This is a genomic window from Klebsiella sp. C239, assembly GCF_048822715.1.
In the GTDB taxonomy this organism is placed as follows: Bacteria; Pseudomonadota; Gammaproteobacteria; order Enterobacterales; family Enterobacteriaceae; genus Klebsiella; species Klebsiella quasipneumoniae.
This window is the reverse complement of record NZ_JBMEZK010000003.1, coordinates 367,727-381,091: the sequence shown is the minus strand read 5'-3', so window position 1 is coordinate 381,091 and position 13,365 is coordinate 367,727. Positions and strand designations below refer to the sequence as shown.

The window sequence follows — 13,365 nt, the reverse complement described above, 5'->3', positions numbered from 1 at the left end:
GCCGGGTTATTTCACCCCAAGATAGCCGTCGAGATAGGCCCCGGAGAGCTCATTGCCGAACAGGACGGCATCTTTATTTTCCATCGCATTATCCCATTTGTCGCTGGCGTTGCCGGTAAAGGCGTGCTCGGTGCGGGTGCCCTGCGCCGCCTGCTGTTTGATGGCCTCGGCGGTGCGGCGGGCGTCGCTTTCGCTCATGCCAGCGGCTTTATCCTGCTGGCCGCGGGCGTACATCGCCGTGAAGGTTGGCAGGTTTAAACGGTAATTTTCCTGACGGTTGACGGTGAAGTTGCCGCCGACAAAATCGGAGCGGTGGGCGACGAACGCGTAGGCGTGGCGTTCCGGTGACGATTTTGACGAGGTGCAGCCGGTGATCGTTACCAGGGCACAGCTGAGGGCGAGAATCGCGGTGGAGAGCCTCATGGGGATATCATCCTTAATCATAAAAGCACAAATGGGGCGCAGGCGGTCTGTTGCGCCTCCTGCGCTTATAAGCATATGAAACGGCAAAAGGATGCGCGTTAACGGGGCGGGAGAGAAGCCCTGATTATTAATAGTTTCCCGAGACACCGTCTTACTGAGCCGCGCTTGCGCGCCAGGCTGGCAGGCCAACCAGAGGTCATTTATGATAGCCTGCAGGATCCACCTCTATCGCAGGAAGTGCAGGGTTTATGTCTATTCAGAAAATTGCTCGTCTGGCCGGCGTTTCGGTGGCCACGGTGTCGCGGGTGCTGAACAACAGCGATACGGTAAAAGCCAAAAACCGTGAACGCGTGCTGCAGGCGATCAAAGAGAGCAACTATCAGCCGAACCTGCTGGCGCGACAGCTGCGAACCGCCCGCAGCAATATGATCCTGGTGATGGTCTCCAATATCGCTAACCCCTTTTGCGCCGAGGTGGTGAAAGGGATAGAAGAAGAGGCGGAAAAGAACGGCTACCGCATTCTGCTGTGTAACTCCGGGTCGGATCTGGCCCGCTCGACCTCGGGCCTGCAGCTGCTCTCCGGCAAAATGGTCGATGGCATTATCACCATGAACGCGCTCTCCAGCCTGCCGGAACTGACCACCATGATTGGCGATGCGCCCTGGGTGCAGTGTGCGGAGTATGCCGACACCGGCAGCATCTCCTGCGTCGGGATTAACGACGTCGAGGCGGCCCAGGGGGCGGTGTCCCGGCTGGCCGACAGCGGCCGCCGGCGCATCGCGCTCATTAATCACGACCTCAGCTATCGCTACGCCCGTCTGCGCGAGCGCGGCTATAAAAGCGTGCTGCACGTGCATGGTCTGGCGTATCAGCAGGTGACCTACGCGCAGGATCTTAGCGCGGCGGCCGGTAAACGGGCGATGGAGCAGCTGCTGTCGCAAGATGAGAAGCCCGACGCGGTATTTGCCGTATCGGACTCCCTTGCCGCCGGGGCGCTGCGGGCGATTGACCAGGCCGGGCTGCGGGTGCCGGAGGATATCGCGGTGATCGGCTTCGACGGCACCGAGCTGGCGGAAGTGGTCTCCCCGCAGCTGACCACCGTTGAACAGCCCTCCCGGGCGATCGGCCGCACGGCGGTGGATCTGTTAATGAAACGCATCGACGATCCCGACGCCGCCGTCGAGCGGGTGATGATGGACTGGCGCGTGATCGCCCGCGCCAGCGCCTGAGGTTAGCGGGGGAAGGCCCCCGTCAGCGCGCGAATGTCGTTGCCGGTGGGCGTTTGATGAATGCGTAAGCCAAACTCCTCCACTACGGCGAAGACATGGTCGAAAATATCCGCCTGGATCCCCTCATATTCCGCCCACACCACGGTGTTGGTGAAGCAGTAGATCTCGATCGGCAAGCCGTTGGCATCCGGCGCCAGCTGGCGCACCATCAGGGTCATATCCTGGCGGATGCGCGGATGATGACGTAAATACTCCTGCAGATAGGCGCGGAAGGTGCCGACATTGGTCATTCGGCGCTCGTTGAGGACCGATTGCTCCCCGGCATACTGCTGGTTCCAGGCGCTAATCTCCTCGTGGCGCGAATCCATATAGGGTTTAAGCAACTTCGCCCGGATCAAGCGCTGCTGCTCCTGTTCATCGAGGAAATGAATGCTGGTGGTGTCGATGTTGAGGCTGCGCTTAATGCGGCGGCCGCCGGAGGCCGACATCCCGCTCCAGTTTTTAAACGAGTCGGAGACCAGCGACCAGGTTGGAATGGTGGTGATGGTGTTGTCCCAGTTGCGTACCTTGACCGTGGTGAGGCCGATATCGATCACCGCGCCGTCGGCGCCGTACTTCGGCATCTCCAGCCAGTCGCCAAGCTTGAGCATATCGTTGGCCGAGAGCTGGATACCGGCCACCAGACCAAGGATCGGATCTTTAAATACCAGCATCAGTACCGCGGCCATCGCGCCGAGCCCGCTAATCAGGATCGCTGGCGACTGGCCTATCAGCAGGGAAATAATCAGGATGCCGATAATAATCGCCGTCACCAGCTTAATTCCCTGGAATATCCCCTTCAGCGGTAGCTGAGAGGCGGCGGGAAATTTCTGCGCCAGCTTTAAGATCACATCCAGCAGCGAGAAGAAGGACAGCATGGCATATATCATCACCCATAGCTGAGCCACGGTGGTTAATATTTCCGCGGCCTCGCTGCCTTTTTGCAGCCACAGCACCGCCTGCACGTTAACGATGATCCCCTGCAGGGTAAAGGCCAGTCGGTGAAAGAGTTTATTCTGCGTGATGATTTGCAACCACAGATGGCTGCTGGCCAACGCCCGTTTTTCAAAAGCGCGCAGGACCACTTTGTGCAATATCAGATGCACGACGACGGCGGTGAACAAGATAATGCCGAAGATAATCATCAGCGAGCGGGTGGGGGTTATTTCGATTCCTAAGGCGGCAATTTGCGATATTAATTCCTGCATAACGTCTCCTGAATATCCAGCGGGTATGATGACCGCTGGATAACGATTATGCAAATTACCGCCGCCGGTATTACGACGCCGCCGTCGCCGGCTGTCGGTTGAGATGATGGCGCAGCCACAGCGCGATGGCCCCCAGCAACAGCATCATGGCCACCTCGACCAGCAGAAAATCAATCAGCGCCTGCGGATAGTTTCCGCCGCCGCGGCGGGCCAGCGCCAGGAACAGCGAACCGAGGATAGCCGGCCCGAGACCGAGGGTCGCCTGCTGCAGGGTGCTGAGGATGGCGCTCCCGGCCCCGGCGTCGCTGGCGCTGATATCGCGCATGCCAATGCGGTAAAAGCTGTTGACGATCAGCGCCTGACCGTAGCCGATCAGCGCCGTGGCGGGGACCAGCGTCAGGGCGGTGGTGGCGATGCCGAAGCGGGAGAAGGTGGCGCACAACAGCAGTAGCCCGGCGATCTGCACCGTCAGACCGGTCAACAGGATCCGCCCCATGCTGTAGCGGGCGATAAGCCGCGGGGCATACAGCGCCGAAATAAAATAGGCCACGCCGAGGGCGATAAAGCTATTGCCGGACTGCCACGGCGCCATCCCCAGCCCCTCCTGCATGGTCAGCGCCATGCAGAACATAAAGCCGGACCAGGCGCTGAAGAACAGCAGAGCGATGGCCATCCCGAAGCGGATGCTGGTCAACTGCAGCAGACGCGGCGGCAGCAGGGGATGGTCGCCGCGCTGCTGCTGGCGCAGGGCGCTCTGACGCATGGCGAACAGCAGCGGCAGGACCGCCACCAGCATCAGCTGCAGCCACAGCGGCCAGTGCAGCTCCGGACCGAGGGCCATCGGGAACAGCAGGCAGCAGAGGATGAGGGCGAGGTACAGAGTACCCTGCCAGTCAATCCGCGACGGCGTCTCACGACGGGTTTCCGGCACATAGCGGCGGCTCAGGGCCAGCACCAGCAGGCAGATCGGCACATTGATAAAAAAGGCGTTGCGCCAGCCCAGCCCGGCGATATCCGCCGATACCAGCCAGCCGCCGCCCATCTGACCGACGATAAACGCGATCCCGCCGATCCCGCCATACAGGCTGATGGCCCGGGCGTGGGCCGGGCCTTTGAGGGTGACGTGCAGGGTGGCGAGGATCTGCGGCACAATCAGCGCCGCCCCGGCGCCCTGCAGGGTGCGGGCGGCCAGCAGGGCGCTGATGCTGTTCGCCATGCCGCACAGCAGGGAAGCGATGCCAAAGAGAGCGACGCCCCACATAAACAGGCGACGGCGGCCATAGTTATCGCCAAGCTTACTGCCCATCGCCAGGCAGACGGCAAAGGCGACGCCGTAGAGCGCGACGATAAGCTCCAGCTGCGTGGCGCTGGCCGCCAGGGTGTGGGTGATGGCGTCCAGCGCCACATTGGTGATCGAGGTATCAATAAGCGGCAGCATCTGGCCGCCCAGCAGCAGCCACAGACCGGCGCGGCCGGGTGAAACAGCAGACGTTTTCATGGGGTTCTCCATTGCGTCATTCAGCAGACCGACGTAGCATTACCGATAAATTAAACGGGTACCAGTTCCTGTCTATATTGGTACTGGAACTACCATGCTGGAGGGGTGATGACCACGATGCCGCAACGAGAGTCGACGTTCGCCGTGCCGGACGATCGGCGCAAACAGCTGGGGGCGTTTCTGCGCGCCCGGCGTGAGAGCCTCGATCCGCAGCGCCTGGGGTTGCCCAGGGTGGGCCGCCGGCGCACGCCGGGTCTGCGCCGGGAGGAGGTGGCAATGCTTGCCGACGTCGGCGTCACCTGGTACACCTGGCTGGAGCAGGGGCGGGAGGTGAATCCGTCGGAAGCGGTGCTGGTGGGGGTAGCGAATGCCCTGCAGTGCAGCCCGCTGGAGACCCGGCACCTGTTCGTGCTCGCCGGGCTGACCCCGCCGGAAGCGACCCAGGTGACGGTATGCGAAGGCATCAGCCCCGGCACCCGGCGAATGCTGGACAGCCTGATGCCGCAGCCGGCCAGTATTCAGAAACCGAACTTTGATATTGTGGCCTGGAACGACAGCTTCTGCCGCCTGATGGGCATCGATTTCGCCATCCTCCCGGAAGAGGATCGCAACTGCATTTATCTGTATCTGACCCATGAGACCTGGCGCAGCCGGATCGAAAATCGCGATGTGCTGCCGACCTTCGTCTCCTATTTCCGCGCCGCGATGGCCGAGCACCGCGGCGATCCGGCATGGGAAAACAAACTGGCGCGCTTTTTCGCCGCCTCGTCGGAGTTTGAAGCGCTGTGGCATCAGCGCTACGAGGTGCGCGGCGTGGAAAACCAGATTAAACATTTTAACCACCCGCAGCTCGGGCGATTCAGCCTGCAGCAGATGTACTGGTATTCGGCGCCGCGCAACGGTTCGCGCCTGCTGGTCTACCTGCCGATGGACGAGGCGGGCGAGCAGGCGCTGGCGTGGCTGGACCAACATTAATCACAAGGAATCAGATGGCTGGCAATGTGCCAACTTCGGGTATTGCCCGGCCGGCCGGGAACGTCTCAGCGATGTTGAGGCCGCAACACCGGCAGTTTCAGCAGCCCCAGGCCCGGCGGTGATTTGGGACCGTAGGCCGGGTCAGGCGCAGCCGCCACCCGGCAATATGACGGGTATCGAGCCTGATATCATGCCCGGCGGCGCTGCGCTTACGCGGGCCCAGGTTGCGGGGTAACAATCTGATATATAAATGGTTAGGTAGGCCGGGTCAGGCGCAACTGCCACCCGCAGAAAGGCGAGCACATTAGCGAAAACAGGTTTGCCATCAGTCTCAAGGAATGCCTATGAACGTAACCCGAAAAGAGCAGCGCATTATTCAGCGCGCGCTGAACGCCTGGCAGGCCAGCGGGGAGTTAACCCCGGCGGACAGCCAGCGGCTGGCGCAAACGCTGCGCCTCTCCCCCTTCGACTGGCGGCGCCTGAGCCGCTATGCCTTCTGGACCGCGCTGGCCTGCGTGCTGATTGCTCTGGGCAGTCTGTTCGCCGACAATGAACTGGTGGCGTGGCTGCTGAGCCTGTTCAGCCGCTCGGCGCTGACGCGGATCCTGCTGCCTGCGCTGCTGGCTGTCGCCTGCTACGCCTGGGGTTTTCGCCGCCAGCGGCGGGAAACGCAGTGGCACTACAGCACCGAGGCGATTTTGTTTCTGGGCGTTGTCTTTACCGCGGTGGCGCTATGGCAGCTTGGCGAACGGCTGGATAACGGCAGCGGCCATATCGCGCCGCTGTTTCTGGCCGGATGCGTGATTTACGGCGCTATCGGCTATGCTGCCCGCTCCGGGCTGGTGTGGCTCTTTTTTCTGCTGGCGCTGGGCAACTGGTTTGGCGCGGAAACCGGCTATGTCTCGGGGTGGGGCGCCTACTGGCTGGGCATGAACTACCCGATTCGCTTCGTCCTGTTCGGCGGCGCGCTGCTGGCGCTCTGCTACGGCGCGCAGTCCCTGCTTCGCCAGCGGCAGCTGTTTACCGTCAGCAAGGCGATGGGCCTCACGTATCTGTTTATTGCGCTGTGGATCCTGTCGATTTTCGGCAATTACGACGCTGACAGCTGGTACAACGTAAGCCAGGCGCGACTCCTGCCGTGGGGGCTGCTGTTTGCCGCGGCGGCCGGCGTCTGCATTTTTATCAGTCTGAAAACCGATGACGCAATGCTGCGCGGCTTTGGGTTAACCTTCCTGACGATCAATCTCTATACCCGCTTCTTTGAGTTTTTCTGGAACGGGATGCACAAGGTGCTGTTTTTCCTGATCCTTGCCGTCTCGCTGGCGGTAATTGGCCGTTATGCCGAGCGCATCTGGCACGCGGGGAACGTTAAACCATGAAAAATTAAGCGCTTTTAAAGAAGTGTGGCTGGCGGCAGCGACGTCCTGCGCGAATTGTCGTATAAGCGAATTTTACGCTTTTGACAGGGGAGCGAGATGAACAAGGAGTCGATTTTTCGCCAGCTAGAACAACGGATCGCCGGGCGAGCGCTGACGGCGGAAGCGCTGGGCGAGTTTAACGCTATGGCCATCGCCGATAGCTTGAAGCAAAAACGCAGCATCATCAGCCATCATCTGAATAATCTTCATCGCGAGCAGCGGGTGGTCAAAGTGAACGGTCGCCCGGTGCTGTTTTTACCCGTTACCGTTCTGCGCGATCGTCACCGGCTGGCGGTTCGGCACGGCGAATACGCCTCCATTCAGGCGCTGTGCGCGGAGCGTCAGGATAGTCTGGCGCAGCTGATTGGCGCGCAGGGCAGCCTGCAGGAAGCATTGCGCCAGTGCAAGGCTGCCATCAGCTACCCTGGCGCAGGTCTGCCGCTGCTGCTGCGGGGCCCTACTGGCACCGGGAAAAGTTTTCTAGCTCGCCAGCTCTGGCACTACGCAATAGATGAAGGTATTTTACCTGCCGATGCGCCTTTTACCGTATTTAACTGCGCCGAGTACGCGAATAATCCAGAACTACTGACCTCGAAGTTATTTGGTCATGCGAAGGGGGCCTTTACCGGCGCCGATAAAGCCGTTCCTGGTCTTATCGAGACCAGCAACGGCGGGGTGTTGTTTATCGATGAGGTTCATCGGCTGCCGCCCGAAGGTCAGGAAAAGCTGTTTCATTTTATGGATAACGGTAGCTGGCGCCGGCTGGGGGAGAGCACCGACGAGCGCAGCGCGACGGTGCGGCTAATTTTTGCTTCAACCGAGGATCTGGAAAAACACTTTTTGGCGACCTTTATTCGCCGTATTCCGGTGATTGTAAAAATTCTGCCGATCGCTGAACGCGGCCAATTCGAGCGGCTGGCGTTTATCCACCACTTTTTCCGCCGTGAAGCCCAGCGTTTGAACCACGATCTTGCGCTGGATGGCGAAATCGTCAGCCAGCTAATGCGTGAAACGCTTGAAGGAAATGTCGGTGGGCTGGAAAATTTGATTCGCAATATTTGCGCCAGCGCCTGGACATTTGGCGAACGTGATAGCGGTCTTTTACACATAAAAGCGGGTTTGCTGCCCGACCGATTACTGGCGGATGCGCCTTTTTCCCTTCAGCAAAATAGCGAGCGGGTGATGATTTACCGCGATGGCGATGCGCTGCCTCTTTTTTCTGGTCGTCACCATGAATACCAACGGCTAACGGAAAATATTTGTAGCCTGTGCGAGGAGTTGGCTCAGGATAATATTAGCGTGCGGACCTTTGAAAAGCTCATTTATCAAAACGTGACGCTCTATCTCGATGCGTTGATGAATCAGGAGAGCGCGGTCTCTCTTCAGGACAAGCGGCTGCGCTTTATTGAGGATGTGGGCAAGGCGATCGCCGCCAATTACGATCTCCAGCTGAATGCCGAATTCGCCTATCTTACTGGCCGCTACCTGACCAGCCTTCCTCTGGCGCCGCGCAGCGTTGCCGAGCCCGCGCGTCTGGTGATGCAGCGCTGGCTGGAGTCCTCAGCGGGGCTGGCGCAGCGTATCGCGGGGAAACTACTGGATGTCGTCAATAACAAATACGATCTGCTCATCGATACGCTTGACCGTCTGGCGATTACCGCCATTGTCAGTAATGCTATCGATGCGACCAGCGGCGGAAAAGTGAAAGCGCTGATAATCGCCCACGGTTATTCGACCGCCAGCAGCATTGCCGGCGTTGCCAACCGCCTGATTGGCGAGAAGATCTACCAGGCCATGGATATGCCGATGGAGGTGGCGTTCAGCGACGTCAGTCGCGCCGTGGTTGATTATCTCCAGCATACGGACACGCGTGCGGGTGTGATGGTGCTTATTGATATGGGCTACACAAAGGAGATTGCCGATGCGCTTTTGTCGGTGATTAACGGCCCGCTGGTGGTGGTGGATAACGTCACGACCCGCATGGCGCTGAATGTTGCCAGCGAGATCGCGCTGGAAAAAAACATCGAACAAATCGCCGAAGAGATCGTGCCGCTTAATCAGTCGCGTTGGGATGTGTTCTGGCCCGCAGAAAAAAAAGAGCGTGCGCTGCTGGTGACCTGTATTACAGGTATCGGTACCGCATTTAAATTTAAAAATCTGATGGAGAAGAGCCTGCTCAACGATTTTGATATTAACATCATCGCCTGCGAGTATACGCGCTTAAAAAACAGTCGTACGGCGGTATCGTTGCTCCACCAGTATGAAGTTATTGCGGTCGTGGGTACCCACGACCCGCAGCTGGCCGGAGTGCCCTGGGTTGGCATTGAGGAACTACTTGGCGAGCAGGGGCATCGACATCTGAGTCAGCTCTTAAGCGGCTATCTTAATGAAAAGCAAATTGCGCTGATTAATAAAAATATGGTACGTGAGTTTTCGCTGCATAACGTTGTCAACTCTCTGACGATACTGAATGCCGGAAAAACCATGGGTCATATCGAAACCATTATCGCTGAGTGGCAAAATACGCTTGGTTTTCATTTTAATAATAACTTAATTATCAGTTTATATGTGCATCTCAGCTGTATGATTGAGCGTCTGGTAATGCGTAATGAAATTAGCCATTATAAAGATCTTGAGCAATTTACCCGCCAGCATGGCGAATTTATTGCCATGGTCAATCACTCGTTCCAGCGCCTGAAAATACTCTATAACGTGGCGCTGCCGGTAGCGGAAATTGGCTATATTCACGATATTTTTGAATTACGTATTGAAGGTTTTAGCTGGTAATCCTCAACGCAGCCCCGGAGAATTACGCCGGGGCTGGCAGGCGGTTAGCGAATCAATATTCGACTTTCCACATATAGCGGCGGGTGGTCAGAGGATGGTTGCGGGCGGTGGCCAGCGCCAGGTTGTACACATCAAGAACGCAGTTGTGCAGCAGGCCGCAGAAATATTCGCGCACGCTGGCGTGCAGTGTGTCGATTCCCACCTTTTCCACGTCAATAATCTGCAGTTTTCCCTGGTAACGTTCGATAAAGCGGATCGCGCGGTCATCCAGCGGGCGGGTGCGGCCGCTGCTTTTTAATAAAATAAACGGCGTTCCCGCTTCGGTAATCTCAAAGGGGCCGTGGAAATACTCGCCGCTGTGGATGCTTGCGGAGTTAATCCACTGCATCTCGAGCAGAATACAGATGGATTCCTGATGCGCGGCGCCGAATGAGGGGCCGCTGCCCATCATGTAGATGACCTTTTCGCTCTTCCAGGCTTCGGCAAAATGGCGCGCATCCGCCTGAACCTGCTGCTGAGCGCCGCGTACCACGGATTCAAAACTGGCAAAGGCGCTGACCATCTCATCGTAATGGGCGTATCCCTCAGTTTGCGCAAGCACTTCCAGCGCCAGCCACAGGCTGTATGCTGCTTTTTGCTGCGTCGGATCGACGGTTTCGGGATAGCGCGCCCAGCAGTATTCAATAGTGTAATCGCTGTGTTCGCACAGCGGCGTGCCGGGGGTATATACCAGTCCAATCGTAGCCGCGCCTTTCTGACGCGCGATGCGGGCGGCTTCCACCGTTTCAGCGGTGTTGCCCTGCTGCGAGGCGAGGATCACTACGCTGTTTTTACCTAACGCGTTCGGCGTCGCGTGGACAAATTCATTACTGGTCACATAGCCGACGGCCAGCTTTTTCGCTTCACAATCGAGAAAATATTTCCCTGGCCAGAAACCGGTTAATGAACCACCGCAGCCGACAAACCATACCCGCTCAATGTGCTGCTTAGATAAAATATCGCGAATAATAGTATGTGCGTTTTTATGAGCTATAGACATATTGGTCTCCTTGGGATGTAACGGGTCCTCCGCTGAATAGCGGATAACTTTTACTATGCGTCAATTAATTGGGTTGTTTACTTTTCATTTTCTGGTGGAACTGCGGATCCTTCGGTATTGCGGGATCGATGCCCTTCACTGGCGGCAGTCGGGCACAAACCATTTGTAACGGAATAATATATTCAAAGATCGCAAAGTCGGGATCGTTAATAAATGCGAAGGGCATATTTTTGCCGTTATTTTCGACTTGTGGACCAATGCGATAAATATGATGAGTCCAGCCGCCAAGTATTTCCGCCAGGCGATCCTGACGCTCATCGGGAAACGGATCGAGCATGATCAGGGTAGAGCGTTCGTCGAAGGCGTTATAGATCCCGTGGATGAACTCCTCAAATTCGTAACCGGCAACCGGACAGCGTAGCGTTTCAAGCATCTTTAGCGCACCTTCCTGAACGGTGCCAAACAGCCCTGCCGGACCGGTCAGGCGAATGTCCGCGCTGTCGATAAGCGGCCGGGCGTGATTGAGAACCCACGCCTGCGAGGCCTCAATGAGCGTCGGCAAATGATTGAACGTCCTCTCCATGCGGACGAGTAGCGCCTTGCGCTCCTCATCGCTCAGGCGCTGCTGGCGACTGGCGACGGCAAGCGCAAGCAGTATCAGGTTGAGTATGGTGCAGTGATACCCTTTGGTTTTGGCGCCGGCGCGCTCTTCTCCACAGGGGACCGTCAGGATCAAATCTGCCGCCTGGTCGATGGCAGCTGGCGCTTCCCCGGCCATGGAAGCGGTAAGGTGCCCGGCTGCCCGGGCGCGCTCCATTGCGGCGAGAGTAGAGAGGCTACCGCCTCCCTGAGAAATGCCGATGACCAGCGCTTTGTCGCTGAGGGATAGAGTCGTCTCGTCCAGCAGGAAGGGCCAGTACACATCGACCGGGATGCCGCACCACTGCTGCATAAACGACCGCGCGGTCAGCGCGCCGTGGTAAGACGTACCGGAACCGGTCAGGATGATTCGAGAGATCCCGCGATCCGCCAGCGCTTTCGCCGCTTGCCAGAGATCTTCCCGCGTCTGCGTTAGCATAGCGAGCAGGCGAGCAGGGGTTTCATTCATATAGTCTTCTACGTGCATGGGTAATATTCCTCTTCTTAAAGCAGGCCTAACGCGCTGGCCGCCATGCCAAACGCGATGGTGCCTAACAGGATCCAGTTGATGTTGACTCCCTTACGGATCAGCTTGTACATCCCAAGGGTGAAAAGCAGAGGCAGCAGAGAAGGAAGTATTTTGTCGATAAACTCCTGCGCCTTCATGGTCGTCTGCCCGGCAGTGAAGCTGAGCGGGGTGGTGATATCTATCATACTGGCGGTCATCGCGCCGACGACCATCAGGCCAACGATTGACGCGATATAGGTGACCCGATCCATGAGTCCGCTTTGGTAAATCCGCATCAGCCAGGTGGTGCCAGCCCGATAGCCGAGCTTCAGCCCATACCAGCGGCACAACAGATGCGGTAGGTTATAAACTAACAACGCCATTATCGGTCCCAGGAGGCTGCCCTGCTGGGCGAAATAAATCCCCATCCCGGCGGCAATCACCTTCAATGACCCCCAGAATATGGAGTCACCGATACCCGCCAGAGGCCCCATCAGGCTGGTTTTAATCGCGTTTATTGATTCTTCATTAAATTCGGGATTGCGTTGATTCTCCTCTTCCATAGCGATCGACAAGCCGAAGATAAAGGTGGAGAGGTGCGGCGTAGTGTTAAACAGCACCAGATGGCGCTGCAGGGCGCGCCCCAGTTCCGTCGGGTCCTGATAGATGCGCTTCAGGGCCGGCGACATTGCGAAGGCGTAACCCATATGCTGCTGGCGCTCGTAGTTCCACGAGCCCTGCAGCGTAAAGGAGCGCCAGAACACGCTGCGTAAATCCCGAGCGGTGACCCGGCTTGCGTCATCGCTTTGCGGCTGGGCGGCGCCTGACAGGGTCTGCGTCATTTCACTCATGATTAGCTCTCCTGCTGCTTAAGATTAAGAAACTGGCTGATGATAAAAGCCAACACCACGGCGAATAGCGCGATGGCGATGATATCCAGTTTGGTATATGCCGCTATCAGAAATCCCAGACCGAGGTACGGCATCAGTTTGCTGCTGAGCATCATGCTGATCAGCAGGGCGAAACCGAGCGCTGGCAGGATCTTACTGGCGACGATCAATCCGTTGGTGATCACCGGCGGAATGGCCTCCAGGAACCAGCTTACCGCCGAAGAGCCAAGCAGGATGGCGAAAAAAACCGGTAGAAATCCGTTTAAAAAATAGAGTAGCGTCGGACCGGCGAGGTGCATCAGGCCGACCATCCGGGTATTACCTTGCGCCGCATAGCGGTCCGCCAGATGACCGAAGCGGGCGTTCACCACGCGCACCAGGATGCCCAGCGTCTGCGCCAGCATTGAAACAGGAATGGCGATGGTGAGCGCAGCCTCCGGACCGCGGCCGGACATGATCGAAAACGCGGTCGCCAGTACGGAGCCGGTCACGATATCGGGTGGGTGCGCGGCGCCGATGGCGACGTTGCCGAGAAAAATAAGCTCCAGCGTAGCGCCAATCAGAATCCCCTCATGCAGATTGCCGCAGACCAGACCGGTGAGGGCGCACATCACCAGCGGCCGGTCGATCATCGATACCCCAAGCAGGCGGCCATCGAGGATCCCCAGGGCGGCAATCAGTCCGAGTAACGTTGCGGTGAGCAACATAGTGA

11 protein-coding genes are annotated in these 13,365 nt (G+C 58.0%); 4 read left to right on the top strand and 7 right to left on the bottom strand.

Translation table 11 applies throughout. The annotated features are described in order from the left end of the window. Nucleotides 1–6: 6 nt before the first annotated feature. Nucleotides 7–423, bottom strand: a complete 417-nt coding sequence (locus tag ACOI6Z_RS10670) for an Exc2 family lipoprotein (protein WP_023288721.1) — start codon at nt 421–423, stop codon at nt 7–9. A gap of 248 nt (nt 424–671) precedes the next feature. On the opposite strand from ACOI6Z_RS10670, the gene ACOI6Z_RS10665 reads away from it, so the two are divergent. Continuing rightward, a complete protein-coding gene (locus tag ACOI6Z_RS10665; protein WP_420687285.1) occupies nt 672–1,652 on the top strand; it encodes a LacI family DNA-binding transcriptional regulator in 981 nt (326 codons plus the stop codon). A 2-nt stretch (nt 1,653–1,654) separates the two neighbouring features. Here ACOI6Z_RS10665 and ACOI6Z_RS10660 read toward each other — a convergent pair whose 3' ends face one another. Both ACOI6Z_RS10660 and ACOI6Z_RS10655 read right to left on the bottom strand, forming a co-directional pair. Next, nucleotides 1,655–2,899 carry a mechanosensitive ion channel family protein gene (locus ACOI6Z_RS10660; RefSeq protein WP_032454965.1) on the bottom strand — a complete coding sequence of 415 codons (1,245 nt, stop codon included), beginning with the start codon at nt 2,897–2,899 and terminating at the stop codon, nt 1,655–1,657. Between the two features lie 70 nt (nt 2,900–2,969). Beyond that, the gene (locus ACOI6Z_RS10655; RefSeq protein ID WP_048296961.1) at nt 2,970–4,397 is read right to left on the bottom strand and encodes an MFS transporter; all 1,428 of its coding nucleotides are present in this window, start codon (nt 4,395–4,397) and stop codon (nt 2,970–2,972) included. 108 nt (nt 4,398–4,505) lie between these two features. On the opposite strand from ACOI6Z_RS10655, the gene ACOI6Z_RS10650 reads away from it, so the two are divergent. From ACOI6Z_RS10650 to ACOI6Z_RS10640, 3 genes are all read left to right on the top strand, one after another. Further along, nucleotides 4,506–5,372 (top strand): helix-turn-helix transcriptional regulator, encoded by an 867-nt coding sequence (locus ACOI6Z_RS10650; protein WP_065812424.1) that lies wholly within the window; start codon nt 4,506–4,508, stop codon nt 5,370–5,372. 344 nt (nt 5,373–5,716) lie between these two features. Further along, entirely contained in the window at nt 5,717–6,751 is a 1,035-nt protein-coding gene (locus ACOI6Z_RS10645; RefSeq protein ID WP_065812425.1) for a DUF2157 domain-containing protein, read from the top strand. A 96-nt stretch (nt 6,752–6,847) separates the two neighbouring features. Beyond that, a complete protein-coding gene (locus tag ACOI6Z_RS10640) occupies nt 6,848–9,577 on the top strand; it encodes a sigma 54-interacting transcriptional regulator (protein ID WP_420687284.1) in 2,730 nt (909 codons plus the stop codon). A gap of 52 nt (nt 9,578–9,629) precedes the next feature. On the opposite strand, the gene ACOI6Z_RS10635 is transcribed toward ACOI6Z_RS10640, so the two are convergent. The 4 genes from ACOI6Z_RS10635 to ACOI6Z_RS10620 all read right to left on the bottom strand — a co-directional run bounded on the left by ACOI6Z_RS10635 (nt 9,630) and on the right by ACOI6Z_RS10620 (nt 13,360). After that, the gene (locus tag ACOI6Z_RS10635) at nt 9,630–10,616 is read right to left on the bottom strand and encodes an SIS domain-containing protein (protein WP_004202478.1); all 987 of its coding nucleotides are present in this window, start codon (nt 10,614–10,616) and stop codon (nt 9,630–9,632) included. A gap of 64 nt (nt 10,617–10,680) precedes the next feature. Then, nucleotides 10,681–11,742, bottom strand: a complete 1,062-nt coding sequence (locus ACOI6Z_RS10630; RefSeq protein ID WP_048296965.1) for an SIS domain-containing protein — start codon at nt 11,740–11,742, stop codon at nt 10,681–10,683. A 17-nt stretch (nt 11,743–11,759) separates the two neighbouring features. Continuing rightward, entirely contained in the window at nt 11,760–12,614 is an 855-nt protein-coding gene (locus ACOI6Z_RS10625) for a PTS system mannose/fructose/sorbose family transporter subunit IID (protein ID WP_004099982.1), read from the bottom strand. Nucleotides 12,615–12,616: 2 nt separating this feature from the next. After that, on the bottom strand, nt 12,617–13,360 hold the full coding sequence (locus ACOI6Z_RS10620; protein WP_004183295.1) for a PTS mannose/fructose/sorbose/N-acetylgalactosamine transporter subunit IIC: 744 nt from the start codon (nt 13,358–13,360) through the stop codon (nt 12,617–12,619). Nucleotides 13,361–13,365 lie beyond the last annotated feature (5 nt).

What these genes read in the sequence shown, in the direction of transcription:
- ACOI6Z_RS10670 (WP_023288721.1), bottom strand. Translation starts at nt 423, where the DNA reads ATGAGGCTCTCCACCGCGATTCTCGCCCTCAGCTGTGCCCTGGTAACG.
- ACOI6Z_RS10665 (WP_420687285.1), top strand. Translation starts at nt 672, where the DNA reads ATGTCTATTCAGAAAATTGCTCGTCTGGCCGGCGTTTCGGTGGCCACG.
- ACOI6Z_RS10660 (WP_032454965.1), bottom strand. Translation starts at nt 2,899, where the DNA reads ATGCAGGAATTAATATCGCAAATTGCCGCCTTAGGAATCGAAATAACC.
- ACOI6Z_RS10655 (WP_048296961.1), bottom strand. Translation starts at nt 4,397, where the DNA reads ATGAAAACGTCTGCTGTTTCACCCGGCCGCGCCGGTCTGTGGCTGCTG.
- ACOI6Z_RS10650 (WP_065812424.1), top strand. Translation starts at nt 4,506, where the DNA reads ATGACCACGATGCCGCAACGAGAGTCGACGTTCGCCGTGCCGGACGAT.
- ACOI6Z_RS10645 (WP_065812425.1), top strand. Translation starts at nt 5,717, where the DNA reads ATGAACGTAACCCGAAAAGAGCAGCGCATTATTCAGCGCGCGCTGAAC.
- ACOI6Z_RS10640 (WP_420687284.1), top strand. Translation starts at nt 6,848, where the DNA reads ATGAACAAGGAGTCGATTTTTCGCCAGCTAGAACAACGGATCGCCGGG.
- ACOI6Z_RS10635 (WP_004202478.1), bottom strand. Translation starts at nt 10,616, where the DNA reads ATGTCTATAGCTCATAAAAACGCACATACTATTATTCGCGATATTTTA.
- ACOI6Z_RS10630 (WP_048296965.1), bottom strand. Translation starts at nt 11,742, where the DNA reads ATGCACGTAGAAGACTATATGAATGAAACCCCTGCTCGCCTGCTCGCT.
- ACOI6Z_RS10625 (WP_004099982.1), bottom strand. Translation starts at nt 12,614, where the DNA reads ATGAGTGAAATGACGCAGACCCTGTCAGGCGCCGCCCAGCCGCAAAGC.
- ACOI6Z_RS10620 (WP_004183295.1), bottom strand. Translation starts at nt 13,360, where the DNA reads ATGTTGCTCACCGCAACGTTACTCGGACTGATTGCCGCCCTGGGGATC.